12 protein-coding genes are annotated in these 16,866 nt (G+C 37.4%); all 12 read right to left on the bottom strand.

Annotated features, from left to right (window positions below; translation table 11 throughout):
• Positions 1–238 precede the first annotated feature (238 nt).
• Entirely contained in the window at positions 239–2,842 is a 2,604-nt protein-coding gene (gene tssH, locus H5087_RS10090; protein WP_182671933.1) for a type VI secretion system ATPase TssH, read from the bottom strand.
• A 22-nt stretch (positions 2,843–2,864) separates the two neighbouring features.
• Positions 2,865–3,854, bottom strand: coding sequence for a type VI secretion system baseplate subunit TssG (tssG, locus tag H5087_RS10085; RefSeq protein ID WP_182671932.1), 990 nt, complete (start codon positions 3,852–3,854; stop codon positions 2,865–2,867).
• Positions 3,851–5,677: a type VI secretion system baseplate subunit TssF gene (tssF, locus tag H5087_RS10080; protein ID WP_024594571.1), complete on the bottom strand. Its 1,827-nt coding sequence runs from the start codon at positions 5,675–5,677 to the stop codon at positions 3,851–3,853. The genes tssG and tssF overlap by 4 nt, the downstream gene beginning before the upstream one ends.
• Positions 5,674–6,159, bottom strand: a complete 486-nt coding sequence (gene tssE, locus H5087_RS10075; protein WP_024594570.1) for a type VI secretion system baseplate subunit TssE — start codon at positions 6,157–6,159, stop codon at positions 5,674–5,676. Before tssE ends, tssF begins: the two co-directional genes overlap by 4 nt.
• Positions 6,160–6,176: 17 nt before the next feature.
• The gene (locus H5087_RS10070) at positions 6,177–6,944 is read right to left on the bottom strand and encodes a type VI secretion system accessory protein TagJ (RefSeq protein WP_182671931.1); all 768 of its coding nucleotides are present in this window, start codon (positions 6,942–6,944) and stop codon (positions 6,177–6,179) included.
• A 2-nt stretch (positions 6,945–6,946) separates the two neighbouring features.
• Complete coding sequence (gene tssC / locus H5087_RS10065) at positions 6,947–8,473, bottom strand: type VI secretion system contractile sheath large subunit (RefSeq protein WP_182671930.1); 1,527 nt, start codon at positions 8,471–8,473, stop codon at positions 6,947–6,949.
• Between the two features lie 36 nt (positions 8,474–8,509).
• Positions 8,510–10,000, bottom strand: a complete 1,491-nt coding sequence (gene tssC / locus H5087_RS10060; protein ID WP_058547845.1) for a type VI secretion system contractile sheath large subunit — start codon at positions 9,998–10,000, stop codon at positions 8,510–8,512.
• A complete protein-coding gene (tssB, locus tag H5087_RS10055) occupies positions 9,997–10,500 on the bottom strand; it encodes a type VI secretion system contractile sheath small subunit (protein WP_024594566.1) in 504 nt (167 codons plus the stop codon). The genes tssC (H5087_RS10060) and tssB overlap by 4 nt, the downstream gene beginning before the upstream one ends.
• A 16-nt stretch (positions 10,501–10,516) precedes the next feature.
• Positions 10,517–11,632, bottom strand: coding sequence for a type VI secretion system protein TssA (gene tssA, locus H5087_RS10050; RefSeq protein ID WP_182671929.1), 1,116 nt, complete (start codon positions 11,630–11,632; stop codon positions 10,517–10,519).
• Between the two features lie 220 nt (positions 11,633–11,852).
• Complete coding sequence (locus H5087_RS10045; protein ID WP_024595081.1) at positions 11,853–12,650, bottom strand: PP2C family serine/threonine-protein phosphatase; 798 nt, start codon at positions 12,648–12,650, stop codon at positions 11,853–11,855.
• Positions 12,643–13,371 carry a type VI secretion system-associated protein TagF gene (gene tagF, locus H5087_RS10040; protein WP_182671928.1) on the bottom strand — a complete coding sequence of 243 codons (729 nt, stop codon included), beginning with the start codon at positions 13,369–13,371 and terminating at the stop codon, positions 12,643–12,645. The genes H5087_RS10045 and tagF overlap by 8 nt, the downstream gene beginning before the upstream one ends.
• Entirely contained in the window at positions 13,353–16,865 is a 3,513-nt protein-coding gene (tssM, locus tag H5087_RS10035; protein WP_182671927.1) for a type VI secretion system membrane subunit TssM, read from the bottom strand. Before tssM ends, tagF begins: the two co-directional genes overlap by 19 nt.
• Position 16,866 lies beyond the last annotated feature (1 nt).

Raw genomic sequence — 16,866 nt, 5'->3', positions numbered from 1 at the left:
CTTTTTATTAAACAATGTTATCCATTAATACTGGATTCTTTACTTTGGTATATACCAAAATTCCTTTGAAACCATTATCTTTAATACAGCAATGAAAAGGCCTTCTGATTCCTTTCCTTAGATGAAGACAATGTCTCAAAAATTCCATGTAGTGATATCAGGCACCAAAATTATAATGCCCTCAAACTAAAGAAACAACCTTAATAACAAGTTATTTCAAATTAACTTTAATTAACCTTTAATTCAGCTCTAGTTCAAATTCATTATCTTTTACTAATAGCGATATACTATTAATTTCTTTGTCGTCAATCATGCTAGAAAGTAAAACCTCAGACAACAATGGCAGCACTCTATTTTGAAGTATAGTGTGAATATTACGTGCACCTGAGCCTGCATTTTGGCAATTAGCAATAATATATTCAATTACATCGTCATTATAAATTAACTCGGCATTGTAGTGTTTTTTAACACGTTTAATTATTTTATTTATTTGAATAGCGGCAATTTCAGTAAGAATATTGTCACTTAATGGAATGTAAGGAATTACATTAATACGACCTAAAAATGCCGGTTTAAATGAAGCAAGTAAATCATCTTGTAATGCCTTTAATAAACCTTTGATGCTTGGTTTACTTTCTTCGTCTTCAAACAAGCTCATTGTGGTATCTGTGCCCACGTTTGAGGTCATAATAATAATTGTGTTTTTAAAGTCGATATCGCGGCCTTCACCGTCTTTAATTGTACCTTTATCAAATACTTGATAAAAAATATCTTGTACGCCTGGGTGTGCTTTTTCCATCTCATCCAAAAGTACAACACTGTATGGCTTTCTTCTTACAGCCTCGGTTAATATTCCTCCTTCACCGTAACCTACATACCCTGGAGGAGAGCCAAGTAATAAAGAAACTTTATGTTCTTCTTTAAACTCTGACATGTTAATTACCGTGACGTTTTCTTCACTACCATACACTTCTTGGGCTAGCGAAAGTGCAGTTTCTGTTTTACCCACACCGCTTGGCCCTGCTAACATAAATATACCGTTAGGACGGCTTTCATCTGCTAGCTGAGCACGAGATGTTTGAACAACTTTAGCTATTAAATCAAGAGAGTGGTCTTGCCCTACAACTCGTTGCTTCATTTGCTGTGCTAAATTTAAAATGCCATGTATTTCATCTTCATGCATTTTGCCAACAGGTATCCCTGTCCAATCTGAAATAACTTGCGCTATAAGCTCTTCGTTAACCTGCCAATGAACCATATTATGTTCAAAAGAGGCTAGCTTCTCTTTACTAAGTCTTAGCTTATCGAGTATTTCTTGTGATGACTCTTCATCTTGAGAGTTAATAAGCTCTAAAGCTTGATTAAGCTCAGCTACAATTTCTTTTTCAGCACTAAATTGCTCATTTAACGGCGCTAATCGCTCTTCAATTGTAATTAGCTCTGCTTTTAATGTGTCTAGCTGGTGAGAATGATCTAAACCCGTTTTTTGCTCTCTGTTAAGCATTTTTACTTGTGTTTCTATTTCGCTTAAGCGATTTACAAGCTGCTCTATAGTATTTGGAGTAGATGCTTGGCTCATTGCAACACGTGCACAAGCTGTATCTAGTAATGCAACGGCTTTATCTGGTAGCTGCCTTGCAGTAATGTAACGATGTGATAAATGCACCGCGCCTTCAAGTGCTTGCTCAGATATAAACACCTTGTGGTGTTTTTCCATTACAGGCACTAAGCCTCGTAACATTGCCACCGCTTTTTCAGGGGTTGGCTCTTCAACTTTTACAACTTGGAAGCGGCGTGTTAATGCGGCGTCTTTCTCAAAAAACTTTTTGTATTCAGCCCAAGTAGTTGCAGCTATTGTGCGTAATTCACCACGCGCTAAAGCAGGCTTTAATAGATTTGCCGCATCATTTTGACCCGCTGCACCGCCGCTACCAATCATGGTATGTGCTTCATCAATAAACAAAATAACCGGATTTACCGCATTTTTTACTTCATTGATAAGCGATTTAAGGCGATTTTCAAATTCCCCTTTCATACCTGCACCAGCTTGTAATAGTGCTAAATCTAAGCTGTGAATTTTTACATTTTGTAATACAGCAGGTACGTCTTTTTGAGCAATTCTTAATGCTAGCCCTTCAACGACTGCTGTTTTACCTACGCCCGCCTCACCAGTTAAAATTGGGTTGTTTTGGCGGCGTCTGGTTAAAATATCAACCATTTGACGAATTTCGAAATCACGACCAAGGATAGGATCTATTTTTCCAGCGAGTGCTTGGGCAGTTAAATCAACAGTAAATTGATCTAAACTTGGAGTTTTAGAACCAACATTTGCTTGAGTTGACGCATTTTGTACTGAATGGTTGCGCTCTTGAGATTGCGCAACTATTTCAGGCCATGCATGAAGCAATTGACCAGGCTCTATTTTATTAAATAACTTACTACAACGTGTTACTAAGCTAGATAATGTATCGTCTTTAGTAAGGGTATAAATAACGTATGCACTACGAATTTGATTATCTGTAAACTCAATGCTGGTACTTAACCAAGATTGCTTAAGAAGACTAGTAACATGCACTGACAAACTAGGAGATGACTCACTACCCGTTTTAAACGACTCTAATGATTGATTTAAATCCTGTTGAACTTTATCAATATCTATATCGAACGAGCCAAAAATTAGTCTAACATCATCTAATTGCTGCTCAATCATTGCAAGTAACCAATGCTCAAGTTCAACCGTGAAATGACTGCGACTATTACATATAGCAACAGCACCTTCTAGGCTTTTTCTGCAATCAGGACTCAGTTTTTCAACTAGTTTATTCAGTGTCATCGAAGACATACTTTTTTCCTTTTAATTTTAATTATCCCTTAAACGATAACTTAGTAGGGTTAGATTTTAATTTGTTATCTTGTACAGATAAGAAGCTATTAGCGCCTAACTGACACTCATTTTTTGAAAGTTTAGCGGCACCTAAATTTTGAAAATTTGACTCAATGACTAAGCGAAAGTTAATAGCATTTCCTACATAGTCTTTTGTTATTTGATTCGCTATTTCGAAAAGCGGACCTTTGGGCAAAAGTTGTTTTGCTTTATCTGGATCATCTGATTTTATGTGGATTTCGATATTAGAAGATACGTCCCATACTTTATTTCCAATCATGGTATCAACACCTAAACGGGCGTGCTGGCCTTCATATAAAGCCTGGCTTGCTAAACGGGTTTGTTCTTGCTCTTTTAACTCGTGCCATTCGCCAACCATTTGTTTGATCGATACATCACAACCTAGGTATGACGAAAGTACATTTTTTAAATCAAATGCATTTCTAATTTTACGGCTATATAAACCTGAAAAATGCAGTTGGTGCTCGTTATAGCCACCACTTAATAAACCGAGTATTTGTGTGTATGGGTCTTTGTTTTTTTCTTTATTAACGTGATTAAGCGAAGGCTTATATTTTTTCCAAGCGCGGTAATACAGTGAGACTAAACGATGATTAAACATGTCGTAAAAGTCACGCATGGTTGTATCTTTATAGCGTAAACGCTGCATCACAAGTTCACTATAAAACTGGGGTAAAGCGCCTGAACACCCCGTCAGCCCCATAAAAGAAACCTGCATAGTTACTTTATGCATACCGTCTTCAAAACCAGTTTCTTCTAATTTGGTAATTGCATTACCTGGATAACCAAACTTTTGGGTAGCTGTAAACTTAATCAACTCTTGCTTTGGATTACTGTCGTAACCGACATGTCGATAATCTAAGCCACGCTTTTTTAGCTGATTTTCAATTATGAAAACAGCTTTGTAAAAGTCAATTTGAGAAGCTTGTGAGATTATTTGCTTTATCATAATAACGGACAGTCACCCACTCTTGCAGGCCATTGATAATAAATTTGTTCTTGCTCTTTAAGCCTTAAACTTAAACGCGTGTAGCTATTTATTGCTGCAAATTGAGCAAAAAAGTGATCAAGTATTGATGCAAAGAAGAACATGCCGCTGCCAGAAAAATCATCGTTAGCGAATGTAATTTCAATTTCGCTGCCTGTTGCAAAGCTTACTTTACCTTTTTGAATCACACGGGCAGTTGAGGGCTCTATTACCACTCTATAAATATTATCTATCATGCCTTTAGTTTGTGGTGATGCTCTAAAATCGTATAAACGCAAAACTTCTTTAAGCTTATTACATGCGTCTTCACCACTAAAAGTATCGAGCGTTAAATGATTAACTAACTGCCACCGTGTTGCATCAGCTAATATAGGTCTCACTGCATGAGTAAATGGCGTTAAACATCTAATTTTTTTAATTACATCGCCGCGCTCAGGCATTAATAAACCAAGTTCGTCATCACCAAATGGCATGCTTGCTGGTAGGTTGCGATTACTACAATTTGCGCGCACAGTAAGTACAGAGTTTCCGTCACCATATTCCATCGCACTATTTTCAAAAGTAGCATCAACTAACGATAAAAATGTTTCGGTTCCTGACTCTACATAACCGCCGGCCCAAGAAGCAGTTTCTCGACGAATATGCCAAAACAAATCATCATGTCCATGATATTTAGGATGTGTTTGACCATAAAAAGGCGAAACAATTTGTTTATTGCCTTTATGATCAAATGCAATAACTTCCGATATACCAATTACTTCTGATATTTCCGAGTCCATATAACGCGGTGTTAACTGATATTCATATTCACTGATCTCAGGTCGTATTGGCTCAAGCTCTTGTTCAAATAAGTTTATTATTGGTGTACAGCCTAATAAGAACATATCTTTATCTACTTGCTTTTCAAGCTCAGCAGATTCAGTATCTAGGTAAATATAAATACTACATTTATTAGATTGCTTAGGCAGTGATGAAAGAATGCCTTCAAGCTCAAAAAACCTAAACTTCTCAGGAAAAGTAAAATTTTCGACGAGCAAACGATATCCGGCAGATGAGCGCTGCGAATAAGGAACCACAGCCTCGTTAGAATCAAAGCCCACTGCTTTTAATTGGTTTTTTGACAGATATCTAATACCTTCATCGCCATTGTCTATAGCAATACCAATACTATGTTTGAATAGTAGCTCGTAAACTTTAAGTGTATGATGCCATTGGCCATTGATAAAAATCCGTAATTTTTCAAGGCCGGTTTCTGCAAGCGAAACCCCTTTATACTCACCTGTTAATTCTATTTTGAAAATAGATTTTGCTTTTTCTTGCCAGCGAGGCTTAGGCGCTACAAATGGGCTATTATCAAATTGCACATTTGTTATTTCAACAGGCCAAAGGTAGGTTTCATAACACGTTTGAAATTTACATTGCTTCATTGAGTCAACGTTAGTTTCTACTTCACTTGCCTTTGGTATAACCACCCCTGCCGTAGATAAGTTCTCAGCTTCGAGCTTAACAACTGACATTGATGGAATTGGCGCTTGGTAATCTGGTAGCATTTGCCCTAGCAAAGCATCCGTTAACTCCGGGAAACTATCGTCGAGCTTTTGCCTTATATTGGCAGTTAAAAATGCAAAAGATTCTATTAATCTTGAGACATGAGGGTCTTCAATATGATCTTCACTTAACTTTAAACGCCCTGCAACTTTTGGATATTTTTCAGCAAAGTCTTTACCTAAATGACGCACAAATGCTAATTCACGATTGTAATACTTCAATAACTCATCGTTCATAATGATGCCTCAATAATCTTCATACCCAAGTTCACGGGCTCTACTTCTGAATCAAAACTGATAAACTCTGGCTCAGGGTCGGCGTATAAAAGCGCATTTATTCTTAAATTTAATACTCTGTTTAAAGGCACTTCTTCATCTGTAAAAACTTCTACTTCAAGAAACCGTGGCTCAAACTTTAAAATTGTATTTCTGACGGTTTCGCACAGTAATGCGCGCCCTTCGTGAGAGCTTACAGACATACTCGAAAAGTCAGGTAAACCATAAGACAAACATGAAGTAGCCAGCTCGGTGTATTGAGTTGGCCATGTATGCCATTGAATTCGAGCATTTAGCAAAGCTTCAATATCTCTGCGCACGTTTTTTCTAAGCTCACTAATAGTGATGCCTTCGGTACGTGATGGCGCATCCTGGAAGTCGGGCTCATCGTCAATGAGCCTATCTATAATGGATGCTTGAAGCTGTTGTTTATGCTCTATCATGGTTGCTTAAGCTTAAATTATGCTGTTTCAAGTGAGCTTATTTTTAAATTTGGGATGGTGATAGCCTCATCATCAACAAACAGCATTTTCATGCCCTTACCGATAATAAATTCATCTTTTAACTCAACCCAGTCAGACACTTGACCTAGCTTTTCAAGCTCCGATTCAGAGTTAATATAAACAAGTGGTAAATGAGCTGTACCTGATGGACCATCTTTAATTGTAATTTCAACACGTAACCAAATACTTTCTAATAAAGATTCTACTGGCTCCATTTTTAACGATTCAATTTCGTTAAAGTTTGCTAGATAAAACTCACCATTAGTACCTAAAACCTCTAGGTACGGGTTTAAGCAATCATCAAGATCTCTTGTTGATGCATCGTCTGTGCTAACTCTTAAAGACTCCATCTCTTGAGCTAACTGAGCTGCTTCGTCGGTTGAGCCTTCTAACAGAGCAACATGCATTTTCAAAAATAGTGTGTCTAACTCATTCGCATCATGAAATAACTTAGGAATGCCTTTACCTTGATAAAAATCTACACGAGATTGCTGAGCACGAATTAAGTGCCTTAAATTTACTGCACCTACTGCAAATTCTGGATTTTTTTGTACCATGAAATCTAGCTGTTTATCGGCTTTTTCAAGTTCACCATTTATGCAAAGTAATTCGGCGTAAATACTTCTGATATCAAAGTTTAATGGCTCATCTTGAAGCTCTGTAGCACAACAAGATAATGCATCAGTAAGTTTCCCCTCGCGAATTAAGCTATGTATTTTTTTCATGACTATTCCTTTATTTTATGATGAGGACTGAGCTCTGTAATTAATTTAATACTGGAGATCATCTGATCTAATTGAAAATGTGGCTGTAATTGTAAAACAGAAAAGTAATGCCCTGGATTGGCTTTATTTTCACTGACTTTTATTCTGGCATTACTTAACGGGTACTTACTTCTTATATGCTCGGAGGCAGAGTCTGAAGCCGTTGTATAATTATTTATCCACGCTTGTAGATCTCGCTCACAAGCTTGTGCCGTGTTGTAAGAGCCGACACGGTCTCGAGCTAATAGCTTTAAATAGTGAGCAAAACGAGATACACACAAAATATATTGCAGCATTGAAGATAAGCGCGCATTAATATTAGCGGCGCTTGATTCATAGTTTTTGGTTTTTTGAACCGATGCATTACTATAAAAAACAATGTGTTCTGTATTAGTCACTGATGATGCAGGAATAAAGCCAAGTTCAGAAAATTGCTTTTCAAATTTGCTTGTTACTAATAAGTTTAGTGGTGGCTTTGCTTCTTTTTGATAAGTGTCGTTTGCAAAACTGTCTCTCGCAAGCCCTGTAACCAGCCCCTTTGAAATTTTACCTGGCTCAATACCGCGAATGTGCCCAAACCAGCCACTATCGCAATATGCTCTTATTAAGGTAGATACAAATTGATATGCTGCATTGCCCCAAAGCATATCGCTTTCAGGGTCTTTAATTTGTTCTTTAAAGTAAAAATCTTGATGACGTTTTCCATCATTGCTATATGGCGGTCTAACTAATACATGTGGAAGCGTAAGCCCAATAAAACGAGATTCTTCCATCGCTCGAAAGCTCTGCCATTTAGCGTATTCGGGTTGTTCAAACTGGTCAAATAAGTCTGCGTAATAGCCTAAATCAGAAAAGTTATCTGCACCAAATAAGTTAGGAGAAGCTGAGCAAATAAATGGAGAGAAAGCAGCGGCAGCGGTTCTAGATATTTCTTTTATTGTGTCTATGTCATTATAAATTGTGCCTGCTGAGCACATGTTACTAATTTCATAATCACCTACTACTACACCAAATGGCTCGCCACCTGCGCTATCAAATTCACTTTGATAAAGTAGTTGAAAAAATAGGCTTTGGTCAAAATCAATAGCTTTGTTTACATCTTTAGAGAGTGTTGCCCAATCGCAGTTCAATACTTTTATTTTTACTTTATTTTCTTTGTCGTATTGTTCGCTTTGAAGTATCAGCCACCAAAGATTACGCCAACTGGCTTCTAACTTTTGAAATCTATCATTATGAATTATGAGGTTTAATTGTTCTGAAATGAGTTGATCGAGTTCAACAATTACGCGCTGTAAATAAGGACCAAGTGATTCTTTAGTCCAAGATATAGGTGAATCTGAAGAGCCTTCAAGCCATAACAACAAGGCTTTATCTAGGTTTTTTTCGTTTAAAAACCTATCGAGTAAAGCCTCATTATCACTTATTCTAGACTGCGCTTTTTGTACAAAAGCGTAGTCTTGATTTATAAATGAAAACTCTTCGTGATTCATTCTACTGCATTATCCTTAACGCTCGAGATCAGTTAATTAACCGATCTCTGGAATTTTAGCTACAAGGCGTAAAGAAGAAGTAAGCTCTTCCATTTGTAGCCAAGGTCGTAACCATGCAACTGCATTATATGCACCTGGTTGACCTGGAATTTCCTTAACTGATACTTTTGCATCTGCTAGAGGATAACGTGCTCTGATATCTTGACCACCACCCTCAGTCGCATTTACATACGAAAGGATCCAGCGGTTTAACCAAGACTCAACGTCTTCAGCTTCCATAAAGCTACCAATTTTATCACGCGCCATTACTTTTAGGTAATGAGCAAAGCGAGACGTTGCCATAAGGTAAGGTAGACGTGCAGATATTGCCGCATTAGCTGTGGCATCTGGAGTTGAATAAATTTGTGGTTTTTGACAGCTTTGTCCACCAAAAAATACTGCATAATCTGTATTTTTGTAATGACAAAGAGGCAAGAAACCTAACTTGCTTAATTCAGCTTCACGACGATCTGTAATGCCAATTTCAGTTGGGCATTTAAGATCTGGATCGCCATCATCACTTGTGAAGATATGCGTAGGAAGACCTTCTACTTTACCGCCGCCTTCAGCACCACGTATTGCAGTACAGAAACCGTATTGAGCAAATGCTTTGGTCATATTTGTTGCCATAGCGTAGGCTGCATTACTCCAACAGTAATCACTGTTATCAGTACTTACTGAACGGCCATCTTTTGGTTCAACTTCAAACTCTTCATAGTTAAATTCTTCAACTGGTTTAGAAGCCGCACCATAAGGTAGGCGAGATAAGAAACGAGGCATAGTTAATGAAACAAAACGCGAATCATCGCTGTCTCTGAATGAACGCCACTTAGTGTACTCTAGAGATTCGAATACTTTTTCTAAATCACGTGGTTTGGTTAGCTCTTCCCAGTTATCAAAACCAAATAATGATGGCGATGAAGCTGCAATAAATGGACAGAAACCAGCGGCTGCAACATTAGACATTAGACTTAATGTTTCAACATCTTCAGGGTGGTTCGTAAACTCAAAGTCACCAACGATAGTACCGTATGGTTCGCCACCTGGAGTACCAAACTCAGACTCATAGATTTTTTTGAATGTTTGGCTTTGGTCAAACTCAACAGCTTTGCTCAAATCTTTATGAAGTTCTTTTTTCTTCATATTTAGCATACGAATTTTAAGTGTAGAGCTTGTCTCAGAATTCATTACTAAATGGTGCAATCCACGCCAAGAGCCTTCTAACTTTTGAAACTCTTCGCTGTGCATTACTACACTTAGCTGTTTTGAGATCTTTTGATCGATTAATTGAATTGCTTCATTAAACGTCACTGTCATGTTTTTGTTCCACTGAACAGTCCCTTTTAAGGCTTCTTCTGTCAGTGTTTTAAGTAACTCTTCTGCACGGCTTGCATCGGTTTGCTTAGTTGCGCCAATAGCTTGCTCTAATAGTGAAGACGTTGCTTCTGAGGTAGACTCTAATTCAGTACTTAGTTGCTCTGTACTCATTTTTCAGTCTCCTCTATTTTAAGCTCTTTTGCGATTGTATCTAAGCTTGCTGTGTTGCTTAGTACTTCTTCAAGCACGTTTTCTAATTCTTCTGAGCGGTCAATCTTAGTCATTAAATCGCGTAACTTGTTGCGTGTTTCCATTAATTTACGTAATGGCTCAACCTGATTTACAACAGCTGCTGGTTCAAAGTCATCAATCGATTTAAAGTTAAGTTTTACTTCAAATTCAGAACCATCATCATTAAGCGTATTATCAACTAATAATTTTAGTGAAGGGCTCATGCGCTTTAAAACATCATTAAAGTTTTCACGATCTATTTGCACAAATCGTCTATCTTTAAGTGGTTTTAATGCTTCTGTGTTATCACCAGAGAAGTCGCCCATAACACCAACAACAAATGGTAATTCTTTTTTTACTGCAGTGCCTTCAGTTTCCACATCATAAGTGATGTGTACGCGAGGCTTACGAACTCGTTTTAATTTATCATGGATACTCATAGAGAACTCCTTTTACTTATGTTTCAGTTTCGCTGATTTTAATGCCAGACAACTTAAAGTACCCAGTCCTAGCATCACTATCTGTAATTAATTCATTTAATAATTCAGGCAGCGACAATTCGCTCCATCGAATTACTTGTTCTATGGTGTACGACATAGGTGAGTGCGGCTCTGTTTTTCTAAAAAAAGTAGCGATTTCTTTGAGTTTATTAATCGCACTTTCTCTTGAGTTAATTTCGTGATTAACTTTTACAACTTGCTCTGTAACACTTTGACCGTCGTCGTCTTCACTTTGAACCACTTCTTGCACTTCGTTTAATGCAGCTTTTGCCTTATCAGCAGCTTCAAGCTTATCTGCAGCAACATGCTCAACAGCAGCAAGACTAACTTCTAATGCTTGTTTTATATTTGATGTTGGCTGTGGCTGTCCAGTTACTCTATCCAATACTTCGCTTAATAAAGCAAATTGCTCAATCGCGTTTTCAATGTCTTGTTTTAAAGTAACGAAGAATTCAGTACTTGTTTCTGCAGCACTTCTTTCAATGAGCTCATAGTCAACAGCACCTAAATTAAGCTTTTTCTCTCTTTTCTCATCTGTTAAACGAGAAATATCATAGCCTTGCTGATATTCCCAAAAAGAATATGACTCCATACTGGCGCTATCGGTCAGATAGATACTTTTTATCGGGATTATTAATGTACCTTCGCCTGCTGAACCATTAAGGCCAACCAATGCAGATACTTTGTCTGACACTTCATCATCGTCATCGAGTGACGGGTATAATTCATCAAAATAATTGTCGAGCAAGTTATGAGCAACTTTAAAACCAAAAGCTAAGCCTTTGAAGCCATGAATTCGACAAAGTGCTTCAATAAACCAAGCTAAATATTCGATATCTTTGCTTTGTGTTTTTATTGCTTTGCTACATTGCTCTAATAAAGGAAGCCAATCTCTTGCTAGTGAGGAAATACCTTCTTCATCCACTAATGCATTTCTTTCTGCTGCGCGAAGCTGGTTTCTTAAATCTTTTAAGGCGTAATAAGTCGACGTAGGCGAGACATCTGAGCGAGGATCAATACCTGCAACCTCGGTGTCTGAAATAGGGGAAATATACTCTTCAAATAAAAACATTCCGTCGTCCTAATAATTATCCATAAAACTCCAATAAAGCGGAGCGGATTTCATATTACATTCTTTATAATAAATTACAAGCCTAGTTACAATTGAGTTTAAACCTTAATTATTGCCTTTATATAAACAATTAAAATTTAATATACTTATTAATTAATAGATGTAATTAAAGTAAAAACTCAAATATAAAATACAAACCAAATTTTTTAACTTAAAATCGTTATTTAGAAAAAAGCGGGATAGTAGCTTCATCTTGAATGTTGAATGTTTCTGATTTATGACCAGCGTATCCTTCGTCGTACTTAATTAAAATACAGGTCACATTATCTCTTGCACCTCTAACTAAAGATGAATGCATAAGCGCCATACCAGAATCAATAATGCTACTAGGCTCTAGCGATAAACATATGTCCTCATCAGACAACTCACCGGTGAGCCCATCTGAACAAAGTAAAAATATATCGCCCGTTTTTACTTCATTTTGAATAACGTCTACTTTTACATCCGCAGTAACACCCACAGCTCTTGTGATTACATTTGATAATGGATGTGTCTTGGCTTCTTCTACTGAAATAATCCCTTCATCAATTAAATCGTTTACTTGGCTGTGATCTCTCGATATCTGCTTAAGTTGGCCATCTCGAAGCATATAAGCTCTGCTATCACCAACCCACAAAACATAGTACTTATTATTTTTAAGAAATAAGGCAGTAACTGTACTTCCTGCGGTTTTGCTACCTAAATATTGGGCGCTATATTCGTTTAATTGCCTATTCGCATCTTCAATGGCTTCAACTATGTGAGATACTTCAAGCTTCTCAAGTGGTAGCTCTTCAACTTTTGCTCTTATTACATCTACAACAAGCTGACTGGCAACTTCACCTGCTTCGTGACCTCCCATCCCATCTGCGACAACCCATAAGTTATGGTTATTTATCTCTACATGCGCATCTTCGTTAAGCTGCCTCACAGCGCCTCGGTGGGTAATTGCATAACTTGTACTAAACTTGCTAATCACTATTTTTTACCTGTGTAAAGTTCCATTCCCAGTGTTTCCACCTTCCATCTAACATTGCTGCAACTTGATTTACCGCAGGCAAGCCAGGCGTTATGAGTACCATAGGTTTTATATTATAAGAGCCATGTGTCCACCAAACGCTGTAATCACCGTGTTTTTTTAACAAAAGAGCATGCATTGCATCTTGGAGGACTTGACTTGATAACTCATCACCTGAGAACTCAAATGCTTCTGCACTTTTATTTTTATCTACAGAATTTAAAAAACTAACCTGCTTTTTAACTCCTGCTATAGAGCTTAGAGACTTAGCAACCTCTTTACGCCAAGAGAATAAATCAACCGAACTATCAAGCACTTTTAATACAGTGTCTTCATACTCTAAAGAAAACACACCTGAGTTTAAAACATCTATAGGTGCAAATTCTAATGTGCTAGCAACTGTGAAGGGATAGTGTCTACCTACTGCGTCCATACTCGGTAATAGAGTCCCCATAACGCCTTTGTCACCAACAATGTTTGGCGATAATGCAAAGTGCCATACTGGTCCAATTAAGTAATTATCTTGCCATACTTCACCTAGCTGTTCTTTACTCACTGCAATGGCTGCTTGCAGCCACTGCTCCCAATGCTCTGAAAACTCTTTCGAAACGCTATCTTGTACAAAATCACCTAAACTAGGTACTTTGCCAAGATAACCAATATTTATAATCGGGTCGGACATGAAAACTTCTCTACACTTTTATTCCAAAATGGATGCCTGATTGATTTAGGCAATAACTCGACTTTCGCATTGTTTCCCATGAGTGAAAAATGTAACTCTAAGTCTTCACGTGTTTTTGCTCTTTTAGCACTTAACTCGTCTAACATGCGATATAGCGACCATTCACCTTGGTAAGTTGTATTTATAGAACGACCACCATTTGGAGGAGTAAATACAACTCGTGTTTTACTCTGGCCACTTGCTCCAGGCCATACAAAATTTGTTACTCTAAGTGGACCATGCCTGTAAGTCATTGACTGACCGTCAATTTCGAGCATAAAGCTAGAGATGGTACGATCTAATTCTAATGGTTTTAAGCCAAACTCAATTCTTGGTGTTGCACTTCCGCCATCAAAAAAGACTGTTTGAATCTGATTCGCCAGTTCAAACATCGCTAATGTATCTCGGCTAATACCTATATCTTTTTCAAATTTCCATGGCGTTGAGCTCATATCTACACTTGGCGCAATATAATTGGTGAAAAAGCTATCAATTGTTCCACCTGGGCCGAAAAATCGAGTGAAATCTTTCATATTCACTTCTTTATCTGCGTATGGAGAAAACGGATAACGGCCAACAATTGCAGCGTTATATTCGCGTAGTACCTTACTTTTCCACATCTCGTTTAAATGTCTGTTGGCACTATTTTTAGTTATGTTACTAGTATCTCTACTTATATCTAACAGCCAACTATTAAACGGGTAAGGTAAATCTCGACTTTGAAACTCAAGCTGACGAATAAAGCTAGGCTTACTTTTACCGCTAATTTGGTCTTTAATTGACGACTTTAACTGATCGCCTCTATCAAGTTTGGTTAAGTAAACGTTTAACTCTCTTAGGTTTTTCTGAATATTATCTAATTGTTGAGCATCAATTTTTATTACATCTTCAAAGGCTTCTTCAACTTGGTGACCCGGTAATTTAATATCAAATTTAGGGGCTTCGTCAGGTAAAAATCGCTTGATACGATTAGCTTTGGTTTGCATAGCTATTTCAGCAGCATTTGCTGCAACTTTACCTGCAGCCTTTTGGTTATCAGATACTGGTAATTTAGTTAGCTGCACATTTTTTTGTACTGCAGTGATAATATTTTTAATAGGCGCTTCAGAGCCAGCTAAGGCATCAGTAATATTAACCCCCTCAGCCGGAGAGCTATATTGATTCAGGCTCAGATCATCAATAAATGATTGCCAATAATAGATATAATCTTGAAAGTATCGCTGCTCTAGTTTCTTCTCAATCTCATCTTTAGAAATATCGTAAGTGCCCGTTGCCTCTTCACCATACACCCAGCTACTTGCCATTAAATTGCCAAGCATTTTACTTTTCTCAACATTAAAAATGCCGTGAAAACCATTAAATGTATATAAGCCAGGGATACTTCGCGTAAGCTCACCGTCATTTCTAAAAGTAAATTTTTGCGCACTTTCAAAACTAATAATGTCTGTAAGCCTAAATGGCGGAATACTGCTATCTAGGAAGTCGGCTTGTAATCGTTGATATGCTCGCTCAGCAATTGGTAGCTTAGTTAGCTCAGCTCGCGCAACACGTACTGCTTGATTATCAATTTCAATTTGGCTAACACCGTTTTCAAGTAATGTAGCTACATGCTCCATCAGCTCTACTCTGGTTTGCATATTTTTATCGCCTGGTAAGTTACGCTCTAAATAAGCGTTAAACCAAACCGTTATATCTTCACTTTCAAAGTATTCAGGCTGAAACAACATGAGGTAACACTTAAGTGTTTCGTATAAATAACTTAAGTGCTCAGGATGAGCTTCCATTTCTTTAATTAAGGTACTTGCAATAAACGGTTCTAAATACGTTTGTAATGAACGGTCGTAGGCTTGTGTAGAAGCCATTTTTATTTCATTTAGTTTATCAAACCCAATTGATTTAGACTCTTGTGTATTAACAAGTTCAGGGTTGCTTGCAGGTAAGTTTCTAAGAGCCTTTAATCTGTCGTTTAGTACTAGTAAGTTATTACGGTCAAATGAGGCTGTATCAAGCTCTTGGTACGTTGCAATCGCATCTTCAGTCTCTGAAATTAAGTTACTATTCCAAGCAAAACTAAAGTACCACGATGTTGAAAAACCAAATAAAGCTATGCATGCAAGCGATATGCTACCAACACGAAGCCATTTATTTTGCTTGTCATGATGTTTGTTAGTGCTTGCTAAGTTTTGCTCTGGAAAAATTACACCTTCTAATACGTTCTTTATAAAAAAGCTTTTAGATTGGTTAATGTATCCAGATTCACCTGCGTTTGCTTCGTTTAAAAAGCTAGATGGGGTACCCTCTTGCGTTGCACTTGTGAGGTAAACACCACGAAACATTGGTAGTTCTTCGTATGCATTAGGAGTGAATATTTCTTTTAAAAAAGCATCTCCTACACCTTGTAAAACACGAAGCTGCCTAGGGAATTCAAATATCTTAGCGCGAATTTCTTCGTTTCTTTCATTAATTAATCTACGATTTAACATTTCAGTTAATTTAGAAATTAATGAGTGAAATTCTTTGTTGAAAGCATCTACTTGCGTGACTTTATCTAAATCAAGTTCAAAGGTTACGCCCCAAACCTGCTCACACTCTTCTTCGGTTAATTCGCCAAAAAACTCTCTAAAACCTTCAATTAAATCAACTTTAGAAAAAATAACGTAAACAGGAAAGGTCATGCCTAATTGGCTTTGCAGCTCTTGTAAGCGCTGTTTAATAGCACGAGCATGTAGGTTTCTCTCAGTTTTGGTCTGGCTCATCAGCTCAGAAATACCCATACTGATCATTACACCATTAATAGGCCTAAGAGGACGGTACTTACGAAGTAATCCTAAAAAGCCTTCCCATGCACGTGAATCATGCTTTGCATGGCTGCTTTGCGTTGTGTAGCGCCCAGCTGTATCAATTAAAACTGCTTTATTAGTAAACCACCAATCACAATTACGAGTACCGCCAACACCATGAACCAAGTCAACACCTAGTTTGTCTTTTAGCGGGTAATCAAGTCCTGAGTTATGAATTACGGTAGTTTTACCAGCCCCTGGTGGGCCTATCATTATGTACCATGGCAACTGGTAAATATTTTTACCTTTGAACAGCTTTACGTCTTTTAAAAGATCGATAGCTTCGTTCATTCGCGTTTTAAGCGTAGTAATTTCTTCATTTACTTCAGAGCTATTTGTATCGTTATTACTATCAATTAACTCATCAGCCATTTTTTCGTCTCGTTTGCTTTGTTGCACAAGACGATAAATTTTAGACACAGAAAAAACCAATAAAACCAATATAATAGTAAACAGTCTTGCTGCAATACTTTGTAGTGGTACATAGTCAGCTATCGCGATTAATGGGCCGCCAAACCAAATTAATAATGATAAAGCTAAAAAGCCAATAATTAGCATTGCCGTACGAGATGTAAGTGCGTAGGTCACTTTTTTTATTTTTTGTGAAAAACTCATT

This window comes from Pseudoalteromonas sp. SR43-7, from assembly GCF_014163785.1.
GTDB lineage: Bacteria > Pseudomonadota > Gammaproteobacteria > Enterobacterales > Alteromonadaceae > Pseudoalteromonas > Pseudoalteromonas distincta.
The sequence above is the reverse complement of the archived record's forward strand: the minus strand, read 5'-3'. Positions and strand labels throughout refer to the sequence as shown.